Annotated in this window: 20 protein-coding genes and 1 pseudogene; 10 read left to right on the forward strand and 11 right to left on the reverse strand. The window is 64.8% G+C overall.

The window, feature by feature from the left end; translation table 11 throughout:
* Positions 1–12: 12 nt before the first annotated feature.
* The 4 genes from CK215_RS18385 to CK215_RS18400 all read right to left on the reverse strand — a co-directional run bounded on the left by CK215_RS18385 (position 13) and on the right by CK215_RS18400 (position 1,815).
* On the reverse strand, positions 13–513 hold the full coding sequence (locus tag CK215_RS18385) for an SRPBCC domain-containing protein (RefSeq protein ID WP_095831756.1): 501 nt from the start codon (positions 511–513) through the stop codon (positions 13–15).
* A gap of 34 nt (positions 514–547) precedes the next feature.
* Positions 548–997, reverse strand: a complete 450-nt coding sequence (locus tag CK215_RS18390; protein WP_095831757.1) for an SRPBCC family protein — start codon at positions 995–997, stop codon at positions 548–550.
* Positions 994–1,314 carry a metalloregulator ArsR/SmtB family transcription factor gene (locus CK215_RS18395; RefSeq protein ID WP_095809696.1) on the reverse strand — a complete coding sequence of 107 codons (321 nt, stop codon included), beginning with the start codon at positions 1,312–1,314 and terminating at the stop codon, positions 994–996. The genes CK215_RS18390 and CK215_RS18395 overlap by 4 nt, the downstream gene beginning before the upstream one ends.
* A gap of 75 nt (positions 1,315–1,389) precedes the next feature.
* Positions 1,390–1,815, reverse strand: coding sequence for a GNAT family N-acetyltransferase (locus tag CK215_RS18400; protein WP_095776711.1), 426 nt, complete (start codon positions 1,813–1,815; stop codon positions 1,390–1,392).
* 158 nt (positions 1,816–1,973) lie between these two features.
* Between CK215_RS18400 and leuD the strand changes: the two genes are divergently transcribed.
* The 6 genes from leuD (at position 1,974) to CK215_RS18430 (ending at position 6,267) form a co-directional block, all read left to right on the forward strand.
* Positions 1,974–2,579, forward strand: coding sequence for a 3-isopropylmalate dehydratase small subunit (gene leuD / locus CK215_RS18405; protein WP_066991643.1), 606 nt, complete (start codon positions 1,974–1,976; stop codon positions 2,577–2,579).
* A 72-nt stretch (positions 2,580–2,651) separates the two neighbouring features.
* Positions 2,652–3,596, forward strand: coding sequence for a hypothetical protein (locus CK215_RS18410; RefSeq protein ID WP_095831758.1), 945 nt, complete (start codon positions 2,652–2,654; stop codon positions 3,594–3,596).
* A gap of 127 nt (positions 3,597–3,723) precedes the next feature.
* Positions 3,724–4,107, forward strand: a complete 384-nt coding sequence (locus CK215_RS18415; RefSeq protein WP_066991649.1) for a RidA family protein — start codon at positions 3,724–3,726, stop codon at positions 4,105–4,107.
* Between the two features lie 62 nt (positions 4,108–4,169).
* The gene (locus CK215_RS18420; protein ID WP_095831817.1) at positions 4,170–4,523 is read left to right on the forward strand and encodes a VOC family protein; all 354 of its coding nucleotides are present in this window, start codon (positions 4,170–4,172) and stop codon (positions 4,521–4,523) included.
* Positions 4,524–4,660: 137 nt separating this feature from the next.
* Complete coding sequence (gene leuB / locus CK215_RS18425; RefSeq protein WP_095831759.1) at positions 4,661–5,764, forward strand: 3-isopropylmalate dehydrogenase; 1,104 nt, start codon at positions 4,661–4,663, stop codon at positions 5,762–5,764.
* A 5-nt stretch (positions 5,765–5,769) separates the two neighbouring features.
* Positions 5,770–6,267: a GNAT family N-acetyltransferase gene (locus CK215_RS18430; RefSeq protein WP_095831760.1), complete on the forward strand. Its 498-nt coding sequence runs from the start codon at positions 5,770–5,772 to the stop codon at positions 6,265–6,267.
* On the opposite strand, the gene CK215_RS18435 is transcribed toward CK215_RS18430, so the two are convergent.
* The gene (locus CK215_RS18435; protein WP_095831761.1) at positions 6,257–6,964 is read right to left on the reverse strand and encodes a DUF805 domain-containing protein; all 708 of its coding nucleotides are present in this window, start codon (positions 6,962–6,964) and stop codon (positions 6,257–6,259) included. The two genes, CK215_RS18430 and CK215_RS18435, sit on opposite strands and share 11 nt — an antisense overlap.
* A gap of 147 nt (positions 6,965–7,111) precedes the next feature.
* Between CK215_RS18435 and CK215_RS18440 the strand changes: the two genes are divergently transcribed.
* Both CK215_RS18440 and CK215_RS18445 read left to right on the forward strand, forming a co-directional pair.
* Complete coding sequence (locus CK215_RS18440) at positions 7,112–8,521, forward strand: glycosyltransferase (RefSeq protein WP_095831762.1); 1,410 nt, start codon at positions 7,112–7,114, stop codon at positions 8,519–8,521.
* A 285-nt stretch (positions 8,522–8,806) separates the two neighbouring features.
* A complete protein-coding gene (locus CK215_RS18445) occupies positions 8,807–9,841 on the forward strand; it encodes an aspartate-semialdehyde dehydrogenase (protein ID WP_095831763.1) in 1,035 nt (344 codons plus the stop codon).
* 250 nt (positions 9,842–10,091) lie between these two features.
* On the opposite strand, the pseudogene CK215_RS18450 reads toward CK215_RS18445, so the two are convergent.
* Positions 10,092–10,498, reverse strand: a pseudogene (locus CK215_RS18450) (ACT domain-containing protein).
* A 141-nt stretch (positions 10,499–10,639) separates the two neighbouring features.
* On the opposite strand from CK215_RS18450, the gene CK215_RS18455 reads away from it, so the two are divergent.
* Positions 10,640–11,050: a DoxX family protein gene (locus tag CK215_RS18455; protein ID WP_095831764.1), complete on the forward strand. Its 411-nt coding sequence runs from the start codon at positions 10,640–10,642 to the stop codon at positions 11,048–11,050.
* A 235-nt stretch (positions 11,051–11,285) separates the two neighbouring features.
* On the forward strand, positions 11,286–11,549 hold the full coding sequence (locus CK215_RS18460) for a YMGG-like glycine zipper-containing protein (protein ID WP_066991674.1): 264 nt from the start codon (positions 11,286–11,288) through the stop codon (positions 11,547–11,549).
* 77 nt (positions 11,550–11,626) lie between these two features.
* Here the strand turns inward: CK215_RS18460 and rpsP are convergent, their stop codons facing one another.
* The 5 genes from rpsP to CK215_RS18490 form a co-directional block, all read right to left on the reverse strand.
* Positions 11,627–12,028, reverse strand: a complete 402-nt coding sequence (gene rpsP / locus CK215_RS18465; RefSeq protein WP_066991677.1) for a 30S ribosomal protein S16 — start codon at positions 12,026–12,028, stop codon at positions 11,627–11,629.
* A 107-nt stretch (positions 12,029–12,135) separates the two neighbouring features.
* Complete coding sequence (locus CK215_RS18470; RefSeq protein ID WP_066991680.1) at positions 12,136–12,462, reverse strand: chorismate mutase; 327 nt, start codon at positions 12,460–12,462, stop codon at positions 12,136–12,138.
* Between the two features lie 7 nt (positions 12,463–12,469).
* Complete coding sequence (ffh, locus tag CK215_RS18475) at positions 12,470–14,053, reverse strand: signal recognition particle protein (protein WP_095831765.1); 1,584 nt, start codon at positions 14,051–14,053, stop codon at positions 12,470–12,472.
* A 374-nt stretch (positions 14,054–14,427) separates the two neighbouring features.
* A complete protein-coding gene (locus CK215_RS18485; RefSeq protein WP_095776703.1) occupies positions 14,428–15,369 on the reverse strand; it encodes a glycosyltransferase in 942 nt (313 codons plus the stop codon).
* Between the two features lie 67 nt (positions 15,370–15,436).
* Complete coding sequence (locus tag CK215_RS18490; RefSeq protein ID WP_095831766.1) at positions 15,437–16,378, reverse strand: CPBP family intramembrane glutamic endopeptidase; 942 nt, start codon at positions 16,376–16,378, stop codon at positions 15,437–15,439.
* Between the last annotated feature and the right edge of the window lie 198 nt (positions 16,379–16,576).

Below are 16,576 nucleotides of genomic sequence, written 5' to 3' on the forward strand. Positions count from 1 at the left end.
CGCGCCTGCAGGTCAAGGCGGGGCTCGGGCGGCGAGGCGGCAGCCCAGATGTGCCTGTAGCCAGCCGAGCACGCGCGCCCAGCCTTCGGCGTGCTCCGCCGCGGCGTCCGGGAAGCCGGCGAAGCCGCCATGGCACACGGTGAGCCGCGTGCCGGCAGAGGTCGGCTCCAGCAGATAGGCAACCGTCGTTTCGTGACGGCCGAGCGTCGGGTGATCCCAATCGTAGCGCCTCGTCTGCACGACCCTGAGCCCCGTCGCGATCTCGAGGAAGCTGCCGCTGGCGGGCAGGGTCCTGCCGTCGGCCGTCCTCACGATGACGCGCCACGATCCGCCGACGCGCAGATCGGCGGCCCAGCCGATCATCCGGTAGGTCTCGGCCGACCCCCACCAGCGCTCGACGTCGCTGGTAAGAAGCGCGGTGACGACTTGTTGCGGCGAAGCGGGAAGTTCCGCCGAAGCCATGACCGTCTTGGTGTTCGCCATGGCGCGCGGCCAGCTATGCGGCAGTATCATTGCCAACCTCCTCCGCGGCCGTTCGATGCGTCGTTCAGCCCTTCGATGGCGGGCGCTCGAAACCCTTGCCGGTCTCCAGCAGGCTCTTGAGGCTCGCCAGCACCAGCGGCCAGCCCTTGGACACGTTCGGGATCAGCCGGTGCGGGCCGTCGGCCTCGTGGGTGACGGCAAGCTTCATCAGCTCGCCGTCCTTTTCGATGGTGAAGGTACAGCGCGTGTAGCCGTCTTCCTTCACTTCGGGCAGCCATTCGTTGCGCCATTTGATGACCAGACGCCGGGGCGGATCGATCTCGAGGATCTCGCCCGAGTCTGCCACGCGGCCGTCCGGGAAGATCAGCTTCCAGCTCGAACCCACCTTCCAGTCGCTCTCCTGGTAGGAGCAGAGGAAGAACTGCCGGTTGAACTCCGGATCGGTCAGCGCCGTCCAAAGCTCTTCGGGCGTGGTGCGGATGTAGGTGACGTAGACGAAAGTGTTGTCGCTCACGGCTCTTCCCTTTCAAGTCGTTTCTTCAGGTCGCTCAAGGCATCCAGCCGATGGCGCTCGAATTTGCCGATCCAGCGCTCGGCGATCTCGTTGATCGGAACGGGGTTGAGGTAATGCTCCTTCTCGCGGCCACGGCGAACGGTGGTGACGAGGTTCGCCTCCTCGAGAATTGCCAGGTGCTTGGTCACCGCCTGGCGCGTCATGTCCATCCGCTCGCAGAGCGCGTTCAGCGTCTGTCCGTTCCTGGCATAGAGGCTGTCCAGCAATTGGCGGCGGGTCGGGTCGGCCAAAGCGCGAAAGACGGCATCCATGCTCATGGCCTTAATATGCAACCATTTGGTTGCATGTCAAGCGTCGCGACAGATCGACCGATCACTTGCCAGTGAATGGCATCAGCGCTTGCGGGAGAACCAGAAGGCGTCGGGCATGCGTTTCATGCCGATGCGCTCGTAGAAGCCGACCGCGTCAGGCATCGAGATCAGGCTGATGGCGACGGACGTGCCGAGCTGGCGGCGTGCCTCGTCCATCAGGCCTTTGCCGATGCCGAGCCCCTGCGCCGAAGCCGATACGGCGAGCTCGGAGATGTAGCACACCCAGGAGAAGTCCGTGACGCCGCGCGCGACGCCGAGAAGCGGACTGCCGTCGATATCGAGCCGAGCCGTCAGCACCAGATTGGCATTGCCGAGCATCGCCTTCAGCCGAGTTTCGTCGTCGACCGGCCGTGTTTCGCCGAGGCCGGATTCCACCAGCACGCGGCGGAATTCGCCGACATCGAGCGTGGGCTCGCTTGCGTAGAGGACCTTCGAAGTCGGCGCCATGCAGCCAAGGTGCCCGATCGGCCGGGATTTTGAAAGCAGCCGATCCCGATCTTGTGTTCGATCGCCCAAGCCACGCGACAACAGTTGCCTTTCATTTGCCGCCGGCTTTGTGTAAAGCGTGCGCAAAATTCCCCGCGGAGAGAAGACGGGTAAGGACCATGGACAAATTCACCAAGCTCACCGGCGTCGCGGCGCCCATGCCGATCGTCAACGTCGATACCGACATGATCATCCCGAAGGATTATCTGAAGACGATCAAGCGCACCGGGCTTGGCACCGGCCTGTTCGCCGAGATGCGCTACAAGGACGACGGCTCGGAGAACCCGGATTTCGTGCTCAACAAGCCGGCCTATCGCAAGGCGCAGATCCTGGTCGCCGGCGACAATTTCGGCTGCGGCTCGAGCCGCGAGCACGCGCCCTGGGCGCTGCTCGATTTCGGCATTCGCTGCGTCATCTCGACGTCGTTCGCCGATATTTTCTACAACAACTGCTTCAAGAACGGCATCCTGCCGATCACGGTCAGCCCGGAAGACCTGGACAAGCTGATGGACGACGCCTCGCGCGGTTCCAACGCCACGCTGTCGATCGACCTCGAAGCCAAGGAGATCCGCGGCCCGGATGGCGGCGTGGTCAAGTTCGATCTCGACGACTTCAAGCGCCATTGCCTCTTGAACGGCCTCGACGACATCGGGCTGACCATGGAGAAGGCCGGCGCCATCGCGTCCTTCGAGAAGAAGAACGCCGAGCTGCGCCCCTGGGCCTGAACGGCTGAGGCACGGTGATAGATAGCCCGGCCGCAAGCGGCCGGGTTCGTGTGGCTGAACGGAGGGACAGTCATGACACGCCCGCTTCTGGCCGGCGCCTGCGCCTTGGCGGCGATCCTTCTGGCGGTGTCCGGGCCGACCGCGCAGAGCCAGACGGCGCCGCAGGCCCCCGCGCCTTCCGACCAGCCCGCCGCCGATCAAGGGGCGGCCGATCAAGGCGCATCGAGCACTTCCGACGCCGCTCCCGCCGACGCTGACAAACAGGCGCCGATCCCGTTCGAGGGCGGCCAGCTCACCATCACGCAGCCGGAGCAGGACGGCGAGAAGGTGCTGGCCTATGACGGCAAGCAGCTGGCCAGCAATTACGACGTCTCCTTCGACAGGATCGTCAAGATCGGCGACGTCAACGTGGCGCTGGTCGATGTCGGCGACGGCGGCAACCAGTGCGGCCCGGCCAAGGTCATCGTCTGGAAGCCGAAGGACGGCGAGATCCGGACCACGACGGTCGAGCAGGACGAATGCGGCGCGCCACCGGCCGCGGTTTCCGACGACGCCATCTATTTCGTGCCTTTCCTGCTGCCCGGAGCAACCAAGCCGGCCTTGCAATGGTCGCCGACCGAGGGGCTGACGACCTCCGGAAACCTGACCTACACGCCGGAACCCGGCACCGCCTGGAAGGACGTCGATGCGTCGAAATACGACAACATCATCGACGCGTTCCATAACGAAGGGGTCTACAAGGCGGCGCAGGCGCTGCTGGGCGACGATATGCCCGACATGGCGACCAGCCTGCTGGTCGGCGGCGGCACCGAAAAGACCGCTTCCGGCGCCTTCTATGCTACCGGCTGCGTGCCGCATGACTGCGGCGGCAATGACGGCTTCATGGCGGTCGACCCGGTCAAGCACAAGGTCTATTTCGCCCGCCGCGGCGACAATGGCGAGCCGAATGCCTGGCCGCCGGTGAAGGACTGGCCGGCGGATATCAAGAAGGCGTATGACGACGCGCAGGGGAATTAGCCCGAGCGTCAATTGCCAGGTTGCGTCCTTCGCGCCTCCCCTCTGTCCCGCCAGCATCGCGTTGTCTGGCTCACGACTGGGCTGTGGATGCGTTTCAGAATTACCGAACAAATCCTGCGAGGCCCCCATGCGCAAGCTGATCTCCACCGGTTCCCCCTTCGAGAAAACCGCCGGCTATTCGCGCGCGGTGGTGCAGGGCGACTGGTGTTTCGTCTCCGGAACGACCGGCTACGACTATGCCACGATGACGATGCCCGACACGGTCGAGGCGCAGACGCACAATTGTCTTGCCACCATCGCCAAGGCCCTTGCCGACGGCGGCTTCGACATGGCCGATGTGGTGCGGGCGCATTACTATATTACCGACCAGGCCTATGTTGACGTGGTCTTCCCGATCCTCGGCGAGGCGTTCGGGGACATCCGCCCGGCGGCGACGATGATCGTCTGCCAGCTCAACAAGCCGGAGATGAAGATCGAGATCGAGGTGACGGCGCTCAGGCGCACTGTCTGATGCCTGTCGCCCAGGCTGCGAAGCGGCTGGGCACAACGACGGCGTGGAGCGAGGAGCGGCCCATGGTCAAGGTCAGACGCATCGTCGCCAATATCGCAACGCCCGACATTGCGGCGGCAAAGCGCTTCTATCAGGGCGTGCTTGGCCTCGATCTGCTCATGGATATGGGCTGGATCGCCACGTACGGCTCCCAGCAGACCATGGCCGTCCAGATCAGCTTCATGTCGCAAGGCGGGTCGGGCACGCCGGTGCCGGACCTCTCGATCGAGGTCGACGATGTCGATGATGCGCTGGACCGCATGCGCAAGGCTGGCTTTGCCGTCGAATACGGCCCGGCCGACGAGCCCTGGGGCGTGCGGCGCTTCTATGTGCGCGATCCGTTCGGGCGGCTGGTGAATATCCTGTCGCATCGGTGATGGCGCGCCTACCGGCCTCTTGCGAGACGCTGGCAGGGCAGAGGGGGTGTGAAGGATCTCGAGGCTCGTCCCCTTGCGCACAGCCCGCCCGGCGTTTAGCAAGGCCGCGGTTCAATCTCTCCCCAGGACGGTTCTCCATGGCTTCGAAAAATCTCTTCCTGCTCGCCGGCGACGGCATCGGCCCCGAGGCCATGGCCGAAGTGAAGAAGTTGATTGCGGCCATGAACGCGAAGCTCGGCAGCGGCTTTGCCACCGACGAGGGGCTGGTCGGCGGATGCGCTTACGACGCGCATGGCGCGGCGATCTCCGATGCCGACATGGAAAAGGCGATGGTGGCGGATGCCGTGCTGTTCGGCGCCGTCGGCGGGCCGAAATGGGACAAGGTGCCCTACGAGGTGCGCCCCGAGGCCGGCCTGCTGCGCCTGCGCAAGGACATGGAGCTGTTCGCCAACCTGCGTCCGGCGATCTGCTATCCGGCTTTGGCCGCCTCCTCCTCGCTCAAGCAGGAGGTGGTCGAGGGCCTCGACATCTTGATCGTGCGCGAGCTGACCGGCGGCGTCTATTTCGGCGAGCCGAAGCAGATCATCGACCTCGGCAACGGCCAGAAGCGCGGCATCGACACCCAGGTCTACGACACGTTCGAGATCGAGCGTATCTCCGGCGTCGCTTTCGAGCTGGCACGCACGCGCAAGAACCATGTCACCTCGATGGAAAAGCGCAACGTCATGAAGTCGGGCGTGCTGTGGAACGAGGTGGTCACCCAGACGCATCAGGCGAAATATGCCGACGTCAAGCTCGACCACATGCTGGCCGATGCCGGCGGCATGCAGCTGGTGCGCTGGCCAAAACAGTTCGACGTCATCGTCACCGACAATCTGTTCGGCGACATGCTCTCGGACATCGCCGCCATGCTCACCGGCTCGATCGGCATGCTGCCGTCGGCCTCGCTCGGCGCGCCGGACGTCAAGACCAAGAAGCGCAAGGCGCTCTACGAGCCGGTGCACGGCTCGGCGCCCGACATCGCCGGCAAGGGCGTCGCCAATCCGATCGCCATGATCGCCTCCTTCGCCATGTGCCTGCGCTATTCCTTCGGCATGACGGTGGAAGCCGACAAGCTCGAAGCGGCGATCGCCGCCGTGCTCGACGACGGCCTGCGCACCAAGGACATCATGTCCGAGGGCATGACCGAGGTCGGCACCACCGAGATGGGCGACGCCATCATCGCCAAGTTCCTGGGCTGATCCCCATGGCAGAGGCGGCGGTCGACGTCCGCTGGGCGACGACCGAAGACGCCGAGGCGCTCGCCACCGTGCTTTGCGCAAGGGCGGCGCATTATCGGCAGTCACCGCTCGACCATGCCCGGGCGACGGCCACGGCAAAGCAGTGGCTCGGCGAGGAAAGCCCGGCCTATCCGCATTTCGCGCTGGCCTTCGCCGGTGGCGAGGTGGCCGGCCTGGCCTCGGTCGCGATCGCGCATCCGGGCATTGATCTCGACCGGCTGATGTTCTTGAAAGACCTGTTCGTACGCCAAGAGGCACGAAACGCGGGAGTGGGTGAGGCGCTGATCGGCTTTCTCGCCGGCTATTGCCTCGACAAGCGCATTGGCCGCATCGACCTCACCGCCGAGGACTGGAACGAGGGTGCGCTGCGCTTCTACGAGCGGCTCGGCGCCGAACGCCATGGCCAGAAGATCTTCCTCAGGCTGTCGGGCGAGGCACTAAGGACGGCGGCGGCTAGAATCTGACTCCGCCCCGCACCGGCCCCCACTTGTTGTCGCCGGCCTGGGTCGGGATCAGGCCGAAGACCAGGGTGGCGAGCCAGCCGACATAAGGCACGAAGCAGAGGATGGCGAGCCAGCCGGTCAGGCCGAGATCATGCAAGCGGCGCACGACGAGCGCGACCCACGGCAGGAACGTGAGCAGGACGGAAAGACCGAGCAGGCTGAACATGACGACCGGCTCATCGCCGCCGCCCTCGACGTTGCCGCGCGACAGGTCCGCGGAGAAGCCGACGCCGATGGCGACGACAAGACCGATCGTCCAGAACAGGCAAAAGCCCCAGAACTCCTTGCGCCGGGCGCGGCCGGAGAAGTTGACGTAGTTCGTCGTCACGCCACGCCAGAAATAGCTCCAGAGGCCGGTCGATTCCACCGTTTCGGCCTCGGCGTTGCGGCCGAAATGCGGCTGCCCCGCAGGCGAGCTACCCGGCAGCGGACGGGCAGGAACTGGAACGGCGTTGTCAACCGGATCGATCATCCGGCCGCGGACCGAGAAGACATTGCCGGCACGTTCGCCGTTCGGCTGGAACTCGACCTGGGCTCCCCTGGCAAGCGTTGTCTCGCGACGCAGGTCCTCGCGCGCGAAACTGTAGCGCCTGCCGTCGGCGCCGCTGATGAAGCCGAAGCCCTGGTGCTCGTCATAGTGAAGAACTTCGCCATGCATCAGATCCCCCCGAGCGTCGAATTCTTTCCCTTTGCTCGATTTGACATGAGCGCCGGCCGGCGGGCAAGAGCGATGGCGTTCAGCCGGCTATCTTAGGGGCGGCAAATCGGGATAGAAGCCGCAAGTCGCCTCACAGACCGCGAAGCAATGGCCCAGAAGGACTCGACACTGCTGCCAGAAGCGGCCGACGCTCCCGGCGGCCAAAGACGGAAAATCTGCATCGACGCGACCGGCCTGCTCGCCTGGCGCGGCGCGCTGGCCGGCATCCAGCGGCTGGAAGACTTCATGGTCAGGGCAGCGCTCACCGATCCCGACCCGGATGTCGAGGTGGTGACGCTCGATCTCTCCAGCCATCGTTTCCGGGTGCTCGAAAAATTCGAGATGGAGCAGTTGGATGTCAGCGAGATCGCGCCGTTCCGGCAGCGGCCACGACTGCAAGCCGCTGCCGCGCTGCGACAGGGGTTCCAATCGGTGCGGCGCCATCCAATGGCCAAGAGTGAAGCCGATCGCCAGCTTGCGGGAATGGTGACGAACGGCCGTCCCGGCTTCACCTTCACGGTGTCGAAGGTGTTGCTGCGGGCCTATCGCTTCTCTAGGCGAGCCGGTCTCCGGGCGGGTTTGCTTCGCGGCGATGCGGCGCAGCCGACGAAGGATGTCGGGCCTCGAACGGTGCTGATCAGCAACCAGCTGCTGGTCGGCGAAAAGTTAGCGGCGGTTTGCGCCGGCCCCGACAATATAGCCTTTCTTTGCCACGACATGATCCCGACCATGCGGCCCGACCTTGTCGCCAAGAACAGATGGCAGGCCGCCTTCGGGCCCAATCTCGAACGGCTGGTGCGGTCCGGCGCGGCGGCCTTCTGCACCTCCGACACCGCGGCGACGATGCTTGGCGATCACATGCGCAAGGCCGGCATAGATCTGCCGGTCGTCCATCGCTTCCCGATGCCGTCGCTGCTGCATGAGAAGGCCGCGCGGCTGAGGATGACGTCGCGGCTCGAGGCTGGCGAGCCCTACATCCTTTATTGCTCGACCGTCGAGATCCGGAAGAACCACATCATGCTCGCCCGCATCTGGCAGCAGGCGCTCGACGAAGGCGTTCGGTTGCCGAAGCTCGTCTGCGTCGGCCGATGGGGCTGGATGGTCGAGGAGCTCAGCGCCTATCTCAAGGCTCATCCGGGGCTGAAAGAGCAGATCGTCTTCGCGGGTCCGGTCAGCGACGAGGAGCTTATCGGCTATTATCGAAGTGCCAGCTTCGGCGTTTTCCCCTCGCATATCGAAGGCTGGGGCTATGCCGCTTCGGAGTGTCTGGATTTCGGGGTCCCGGTCATCGTATCGACCACGCCGTCGCTGATCGAAGCGACCGGCGGCCTGATGCCCGCGGTCGGTTCGACCGATCAGATCGGCTGGTATGGCGCAATCCGACGGATGACAGACGACGATGCCTGGCGCGATTTGCTGGCCGGCCGTATCGCCGAAGAGCACAGGCCGACATCGCCTGCCGAAAGCTGGGCGGCGATAAAGGCCGGGCTCAAGGCGGCAGCAGCCTGCGCCAATTGACTCTTTACGCAAAGCGCGTAAAAGCCGGCAGCGAACGGGATCGTCTTCAATGCGCGGCCATTTGGCTCTTCTGGCATTCGATGCCCCCAGCCACGATGCACAGCATCGGGCCGGGCGTTTCGACGCGTCCGTCCGTTCTCGCAAAACTACGGCCAAAACCACCACCAAAACGGTGTGATTCCCTTGGCCTAACCACCCTCTCCCGGGTTCGGCCCGGGGGACAGAACCCGCATGAGGCCGGCGGGTTTTCTCCAACAACCGAGCGGAGAGGGACAGGAGATTTCGATGAGTTTCAAGGTTGCGGTAGTCGGCGCCACGGGCAATGTGGGCCGCGAAATGCTCAACATTCTGGACGAGCGCGGCTTCCCGGCGAGCGAAGTGGTGGCATTGGCCTCGCGGCGCAGCCAGGGCACCGAAGTGTCCTTCGGCGACCGCACGCTGAAGGTCAAGGCGCTCGACACCTTCGATTTTTCCGACACCGACATCTGCGTCATGTCGGCCGGCGGCAATGTCTCCAAGGAGTGGTCGCCCACGATCGGCAAGCAGGGCTGCGTCGTCATCGATAATTCCTCGGCCTTCCGTTACGACCCTGACGTGCCGCTGATCGTGCCGGAAGTGAATCCGGACGCGGTCGAACACTTCTCGCGCAAGAACATCATCGCCAATCCGAACTGCTCGACGGCGCAGCTCGTCGTAGCGCTGAAGCCGCTGCACGATGTCGCCACCATCAAGCGCGTCGTCATCGCCACCTACCAGTCGGTCTCCGGCGCCGGCAAGGAAGGCATGGACGAGCTGTTCACGCAAACCCGCGCGGTTTTCGTCGCCGACCAGGTCGACGTCAAGAAGTTCACCAAGCGCATCGCCTTCAACGTCATCCCGCATATCGACGTCTTCCTCGACGATGGCTTCACCAAGGAAGAGTGGAAGATGGTCGCCGAGACCAAGAAGATGCTCGATCCCAAGATCAAGCTGACGGCGACCTGCGTGCGCGTGCCGGTGTTCATCGGCCACTCGGAAGCCGTCAACATCGAGTTCGAGAAGCCGATCACCGCCGACGAGGCGCGCGAGATCCTGCGCGAGGCTCCCGGCTGCCAGGTCTTGGACAAACGCGAGAACGGCGGCTACATCACGCCGCTCGAGTCGGCCGGCGAGGACGCCACCTTCATCTCGCGCATCCGCGAGGATTCGACCGTCGATAACGGCCTGTCGATGTGGGTCGTCTCCGACAATCTGCGCAAGGGCGCGGCGCTCAACGCCGTCCAGATCGCCGAGCTGTTGGTCGAGCGGGGCCTGATCCAGCCGAAGAAGAAGGCGGCTTAGTTCCGCTCACGGGCCGCACCGCCGCTTCGCGGCTGGCCCTCCGCGAGGGCGCCGGACGACCGGCGGCCCGCGGTCGCGGGCTCGGCCTTCGGCCGTTGGGCTCTCGCTCACGGGCCGCGCGTCGCGGGCGGCCTTCCGCCGATAGCTCTCTTTTCCCCGTTCACGGGAGAGGTCGCGGCAGGAGGATGAGGGTGGCGCCGGAATATCCAGGTGTGACGAGCGATGCCCGCTGCTTCCATGTGCTGAGGCGCTAGCCACTGCTCTCCGCAGCCAGCTGCCGCAGGAGGCCGAGCGCCTCGTCCGCCCGCTCCGCCGGGACGAACAGATGGTCATGGTAAAAGGCCGAGACCGGATTGACGCCCATGCCGGCAGCGGCGAGCCGCGTCGTGATCGCGGCCAGAAAGCCGACGGCGTCGAGCGACGAATGGATGTCGAGCGTGATCATCCGGCAGCGGAACGTGCCGGCGAGGCCGGCTAGCTTCGCTTGGTCCTCCGACACGATCAACGTCAGACCTTCCGCTCGCGAAACTGCATGACCGGATCAAGACCGTCCGGTACGGCTGTACCGGGCGCCAGCGTCGCGAAAACATGGACATCGGGGAGCAGTTGCGGCGTCATCGACGCCAGTAGTCTTTGGAGATTGGTCTCGCCGGTCATTCTCTCTCCTTCGGTCATGCATTCTCACTCAATCATGCGTTCGAAAAAAGCGCACCGACCCTTGTCGGATCGCCGCCCTGCCCCCCGTCCTTGGCTCGAAGCTGGCAAAACAGCCAGGCTCCAGCCAAGGAGGGAACACCAATGAGCATTTCAGAAGCCGCTCCCGTCTCGAACGGCGCCTTGCGGACCGGGCGCGCGCTTAGCGCCATTGTCATCCTTTTCATGATCTTCGACGGCGTCATCAAGCTGCCGCCGCTGCAGATCGTCACCGAGACGATGACGCAGCTCGGCTGGCCAGATGACCCAAACACCGCGCGGCTGCTCGGCATCGTCGGCCTGATCTCGACTGTGCTTTATGCGCTGCCGCGCACGTCCGTGCTCGGAGCCATCCTGCTCACCGCCTATATGGGCGGCGCCATTTCCACGCATGTGCGCATCGGTAACCCGCTGCTCTCGCACACGCTGTTCGGCGTCTATCTCGCTGTTGTCCTGTGGGGCGGGCTCTATCTGCGCGACCCCAGAGTGCGCGCGCTGATCCCGTTCAGCCGCTGAGGTGGTTCGTTCTGGTGATTCCACCGGCTGCGGCGACCGCAAGGCTTCGAAGCCGGGTTGCCAAGCTGCGTTACCGAACGCTAATTCGTGAGCACTCTCAATGCTGTCGAGGCCGGTTGGCGCAACCCGCGCCTGCCTTCGAAACAGCAATATTCGTTCCCTTCGGGATCAAATTAGCCGTTTGCGAGTTAAAGCTTGGCGGCGAGGACGGCGATCCCGTGAGAGAGGAACTGAAATGAAGAAAGCGATTACCATTCTGGTGCTGACGGTGGCGCTGGGCGCCTGTTCGCAGACGGAAAAAGGAGCGGCGATCGGCGGCTTGGGCGGTGCTGCGGTCGGAGCGGCCGTTGCCAATGACCCGGTCGAGGGCGCAGTGGTCGGTGGCGCTGTCGGCGCCGTGGCCGGCGCGTTGATCGGCCGTGCCAGCGAAAGCGGCAAGTGCCGTTATCGGGACCGCTACGGGCGCGTTTATATTGCTCGTTGCCCGTCGGGATATTGAGGTATCAACAGGCCCGACCAAAAGAACGGCGGGGTTGGCCCGCCGTTCTTTTGACCTGTTTTGACCGGGGGCCGAGATTACTCGGCGGTCGCGGCTTCCGCCTCGGCGGGTGCTGCGGACGCGGCCGCAACGGCAGCGGCGGCGTCTTCCTGGGCCTTCTTCAGCAGGGCTGCGCGCTCCTGCGCCTTCTTGCCCGGCAGGGCCTTGTTCGGGTTCGAGCGGGCCGGACGCTTGGCGATGCCGGCCTCGTCGAGGAAGCGCAGCACGCGGTCGGTCGGCTGGGCGCCGTGCGAGAGCCAGTGCTTGACGCGGTCGGCATCGACCTTCACGCGTTCGCCGTCCTTCGGCAGCAGCGGGTTCCACGAGCCGAGCGCCTCGATGAAACGGCCGTCGCGCGGCGAACGGGCGTCGGCGACGACGACGTGATAATAGGGACGCTTCTTCGAGCCCGCACGGGCCAGTCTGATCTTCAGTGCCATTCTTTATCTCCTAACAAGCTCTGAGTTCGTTGATTGGGTTGCGGCTTTGGCCTTGTGCAAGTCGTAATCCCAAGACCGCTGCGCAGTTTGGGCGACATGCACCAGCTTCAGCCGGTTTTCGTCACGCCGTTGTTAGCGGCGATCTGTTCGTGATGCCGGATGACTTCGCGGATGACGAAGTTCAGAAATTTCTCCGCGAAATCCGGATCGAGATGCGCATCCTTCGCCAGTTGGCGCAGGCGGGCGATCTGCTGCTGCTCGCGCGCCGGGTCGGCTGGCGGCAGGCCATGCTCGGCCTTCAGCACGCCGACCGCCTTGGTGCAGCGGAAGCGCTCGGCCAGCATATGAATGAGGGCGGCGTCGATGTTGTCGATCGAAGCGCGGTAGCCCGCCAGAACGGCGCGTGCCTCGGCCATATCCTTCTCCTCGTTCATCGCCCCCTCACTTCTTCTTGCCAAGGCCAGGCAGCCCGCCGAGACCGGGAAGGCCCGGCAGTTTCATGCCGCCGGGCAGGCCCGGCAACCCGCCGCCGGGAAGTCCGCCGGCCAGTCCACCCGGCAGGCCTTTGCCGAGACCGGCAGCCTGGGCCTGCTTCTGCAAGGCCTCCAGCTGCTTCGGATCCATCTTGGAAAGGTCGGGCATGCCGCCGCCGGGCATCATGCCGCCAAGGCCCATCTTCGAAGCCAGGCCTCCCATCATGCCGCGCATCATGCCGCCGCCTTTGCCCTTGCCGCCCATCGCCTTCATCATGTCGGCCATGCCGCGATGCATCTTCAAGAGCTTGTTGATCTCGGCCGCGTCGGTGCCGGAGCCGGCGGCGATGCGCTTCTTGCGCGAGTGCTTCAAGATATCGGGGTTAGCGCGCTCGGCCTTGGTCATCGAGGAGATGATGGCGAGCTGCCGGCGGAACATCTTGTCGTCGAAGCCGGCTGCGGCGAGCTGGTCCTTCATCTTGCCCATGCCGGGCATCATGCCCATGATGCCGCCCATGCCGCCCATTTTCGACATCTGCTGAAGCTGCGCGGCAAGGTCGTTCAGGTCGAACTTGCCTGACTGCATCTTCTTGGCCATCGCCGCCGCCTGCTCGGCGTCGATGGTCTCGGCGGCCTTCTCGACCAGCGAGACGATGTCGCCCATGCCGAGGATGCGGTCGGCGATGCGCTTGGGGTGGAATTCCTCCAGCCCGTCCATCTTTTCGCCGGTGCCGATCAGCTTGATCGGCTTGCCGGTGACGGCGCGCATCGAAAGCGCGGCGCCGCCGCGGCCGTCGCCGTCCATGCGGGTCAGCACCAGGCCGGTGATGCCGACGCGCTCGTCGAAGCTTTTCGCCAGGTTGACCGCGTCCTGGCCGGTCAGCGAGTCGGCTACCAGCAGGATTTCGTGCGGCGACGACACCTTTTTGATGTCGGCCATCTCGACCATCAGCGGCTCGTCGATATGGGTGCGGCCGGCCGTGTCGAGGATGACGACGTCGTGGCCGCCGAGCTTTGCCGCCTGCACGGCGCGCTTGGCGATATCGACCGGGCTTTGGCCGGCGATGATCGGCAGCGTGGCGACCTTGGTCTGCTCGCCGAGCTGGCGCAGCTGCTCCTGCGCGGCCGGACGCCGCGTGTCGAGCGAGGCCATCAGAATTTTCTTGTTCTGACGCTCGGTCAGGCGCTTGGCGATTTTGGCCGAGGTCGTCGTCTTGCCGGAACCCTGCAGGCCGACCATCATGACGACGACGGGCGCGGGCGCGTTGAGGTCGATAGCGACGCCCTCGGCACCGAGCATATCGACCAGCTCGTCATGGACGATCTTGACGACCATCTGTCCGGGCTTGATCGACTTCAGCACCGCGGCGCCGACCGCCTTCTCGCGCACCTTGTCGGTGAAAGAGCGAACCACCTCGAGCGCCACATCGGCCTCAAGCAGTGCCCGGCGCACCTCGCGCAACGCCGCAGAGACGTCCGCCTCCGACAGCGCACCGCGGCCGGTCAGGCCGTTCAGGATGGAGCCAAGGCGCTCTTGTAAGGACTCAAACATTGATCAAACCGCCGTGCGAGAGCGCCTTGGATTCATGCCGATCCCTGTCGGCCCTGCGGCCCTCCACGCCTCTTGTGCGCTCCTGCAGTGATTCAAACATCTTGCTTCCTTCGATCTCGGTTCATTCGACCCGAGAGGTAGTGCGTTCGCGCCGGGTCGCCAAGCCAAAGCGCAAAGCCAAAAAGCACCCGGGGGCGCATCGCGCTGCCGGGTGTTGGCCTCCAGGATCGGTTTACAGCTCTCGCCTCAAAGAGGCTTCGGCGTCCTGGTCGGCTTTCGCGGAGAGGGTCTCGTCGCGGAATTCGTGCGCGTCTAGACAGCAAATCGGCGGCAGAGTCAAGGCTGGGGCGGTTTTCAAGAGCAAAAGAGGCGGTTCAGGGCAGCTTTTCGCCATCCAGGATGCGCGTATAGAGATCGAGATAGCCGTTTGCCGTCCTCGCGATGGGAAATCGCGCGGCGGCGGATGCGCGGCACTGCTCAGGCGACAAGCCGGCGATGTCGGCCAAGGCCTTGGCGAACTCGGCATCGGTGTCGAAGAGGCGTCCGGTGGCGTCGTCGACGATTTCGGGCAGCGCGCCGCGCCGTGTCGTCAACACCGGCGTGCCGCAGAGCATCGCTTCGACCGGCGCCATGCCGAACGGCTCTTCCCAGGCGATCGGGTTGAGAAAAGCTCTGGCCTCTCCCAGCAGGCGCAGCTTCTCGTCGCCGTCGACGATGCCGTGGTAGCGGAAGCGGCGGCCGAGGCTCTTGAAGAAGACACCCTGGCGGCGAACCTTGGTGCGCTGCAGGAGCTGCCAGCGCGAGCCGCCGGCGATATCGAGCTGGAAATCGAAGGCACGGGCGAGATCGACAGCCCGGTTGAGGTTCTTGCCGGCGCGGGCGATGCCGGCCAGAAACAGAAGCCTGTCCGTCTTGCCGACGGACAGCCGATAGGCGTCGACCGGAAAGCCGTTGTGGACGAAGGTTTCCCGCCCGTGGTTGCGCGCATGGCTGGCGCTGACGAAGTTCCAGTTTGGCCTGTTTTGCGTGAATTCCGGGTCGAAGCCGTGCATCGTATAGAGCGCCGGCCGCGAAATCTCGATGTACCAGCCATTGAAATGCACGATGTCGGTGTCGGCCGGGATCGCAGCGCGGCATTCGGCGGCCGAAGAGGCCTGCCGCACTTCGCACAGCGGATGGCTCGAGCCGCGACCGGCGATCAGGACCACCTTGTGGCCGAGACGCGAAAGCTCTGTTGCCAGCCAGTCGACCTGCCGCTCAGTGCCGCCATAGCCTTTGCAGGGAATGGTGCGTTCCGCCACCAGCGTGATGCGCATCAGGCGAGCCCGTCGGTTTTCCGCCTGACCACGATCCGATCAAGAAACCGGTTTCCGCTTTTTTGGATCATGGCTCGTCCGGCCCGACCGTCAGGGGGGAGCGGCGATGCAGAAGCAGGAGCATCGTCAGCAGCGTGCTTACGATGCCGATCGCGGCGATGAGAACGGCGTCCCAATTGGTCCAGCCGGGGCCTTCCAGCGGCTTGGCGTTGAACAGGGCGAAGGAATTGTAGCTCTGCTGGTGCGAGATCAGCAGGAAGCCGATCAGATTGTTGCCGAGATGGGCGCCGAATGCAGCGCCGAGATTGCCGGTCACATAGACCAGCAGCGTCAGCAGCAGCGCGAAGGCGGCGATCGAGACCAGCACGCTGGCATTGATGGCGAGCGTCGAGGCCGGGCTCCAATGCAAGGCGGTGAACAGAAGGCCCGGCAGCGCGGCCCAGATCAGCGGGCTGCCAAAGCGGCTGGCGAGGCCACGCAGCAGATAGCCACGGAACAGAGCCTCCTCCGATGAGGTCTGCAGAAAGGCGAGCGGCACGATCGCGAGAAGCAAGAGCAGCCAGGACGAGAACGCGATCGATCCGCGGACGATCTCCGGCTGTAGCCAATAGAGCAGCACCTCGGAGAACAAGGAGGTTGTCAGAACCGCGACCAGGCCTTTGAGAAACCCGCCGCGCGAGATGCGGCGGTCTGGGCCGATCAGCGCCGAGAGCGGCTCGCCATGAACGAAGCGCATCGCGGCCCAAAGACCGATCCAGATGCCGGCAAAGGACGCCAGCGCGGTGAGGATGCCGGCGGGAGAGGCAAGGAAATCCTGGATCGGCTGTCCGGTCGCCGGACCCGGGAGGCGCAAGACGATGAAGGCGGCGGTGCCGGCGACGAGCACGACCAGCGTCACGGCGAGCCAGAAGAGAACGACGATCGCCGTTCCGAGCAGGAGCCGGAGCAGGGTGGTTTTCTCGTTCGGCGAGCGCCGGTAGCGCTCGAAGGCGGCGTTGTCGATGATCACACGGGGGTCCCCTGCCGGGCGCTTTACGGTCGCATGATCTAGGGGATCGGCGTTTTCGGCGCAATCGCTCCCGTCAGATCCAGCAACCAGTTGGGCCGCTCGACCGCGGGGATCATCGAAACTGGCGGCAGATCAGCCACGCCTTCCACCGGCGCAGGGCCACCCGTCTAACGCTGCTGCCGCGAATCCGAGCCGGTC

Source organism: Mesorhizobium sp. WSM3864, from assembly GCF_002294955.1.
Taxonomy (GTDB): Bacteria; Pseudomonadota; Alphaproteobacteria; order Rhizobiales; family Rhizobiaceae; genus Mesorhizobium.

Coding starts and splice junctions, on each gene's coding strand:
- leuB (WP_095831759.1), top strand. CDS start 4,661: ATGGCTTCGAAAAATCTCTTCCTGCTCGCCGGCGACGGCATCGGCCCC.
- CK215_RS18445 (WP_095831763.1), top strand. CDS start 8,807: ATGAGTTTCAAGGTTGCGGTAGTCGGCGCCACGGGCAATGTGGGCCGC.
- ffh (WP_095831765.1), bottom strand. CDS start 14,053: ATGTTTGAGTCCTTACAAGAGCGCCTTGGCTCCATCCTGAACGGCCTG.
- CK215_RS18385 (WP_095831756.1), bottom strand. CDS start 513: ATGATACTGCCGCATAGCTGGCCGCGCGCCATGGCGAACACCAAGACG.
- CK215_RS18410 (WP_095831758.1), top strand. CDS start 2,652: ATGACACGCCCGCTTCTGGCCGGCGCCTGCGCCTTGGCGGCGATCCTT.
- CK215_RS18435 (WP_095831761.1), bottom strand. CDS start 6,964: ATGCATGGCGAAGTTCTTCACTATGACGAGCACCAGGGCTTCGGCTTC.
- rpsP (WP_066991677.1), bottom strand. CDS start 12,028: ATGGCACTGAAGATCAGACTGGCCCGTGCGGGCTCGAAGAAGCGTCCC.
- CK215_RS18455 (WP_095831764.1), top strand. CDS start 10,640: ATGAGCATTTCAGAAGCCGCTCCCGTCTCGAACGGCGCCTTGCGGACC.
- CK215_RS18395 (WP_095809696.1), bottom strand. CDS start 1,314: ATGAGCATGGATGCCGTCTTTCGCGCTTTGGCCGACCCGACCCGCCGC.
- CK215_RS18430 (WP_095831760.1), top strand. CDS start 5,770: ATGGCAGAGGCGGCGGTCGACGTCCGCTGGGCGACGACCGAAGACGCC.
- CK215_RS18440 (WP_095831762.1), top strand. CDS start 7,112: ATGGCCCAGAAGGACTCGACACTGCTGCCAGAAGCGGCCGACGCTCCC.
- CK215_RS18460 (WP_066991674.1), top strand. CDS start 11,286: ATGAAGAAAGCGATTACCATTCTGGTGCTGACGGTGGCGCTGGGCGCC.
- CK215_RS18485 (WP_095776703.1), bottom strand. CDS start 15,369: ATGCGCATCACGCTGGTGGCGGAACGCACCATTCCCTGCAAAGGCTAT.
- CK215_RS18400 (WP_095776711.1), bottom strand. CDS start 1,815: ATGGCGCCGACTTCGAAGGTCCTCTACGCAAGCGAGCCCACGCTCGAT.
- leuD (WP_066991643.1), top strand. CDS start 1,974: ATGGACAAATTCACCAAGCTCACCGGCGTCGCGGCGCCCATGCCGATC.
- CK215_RS18415 (WP_066991649.1), top strand. CDS start 3,724: ATGCGCAAGCTGATCTCCACCGGTTCCCCCTTCGAGAAAACCGCCGGC.
- CK215_RS18470 (WP_066991680.1), bottom strand. CDS start 12,462: ATGAACGAGGAGAAGGATATGGCCGAGGCACGCGCCGTTCTGGCGGGC.
- CK215_RS18420 (WP_095831817.1), top strand. CDS start 4,170: ATGGTCAAGGTCAGACGCATCGTCGCCAATATCGCAACGCCCGACATT.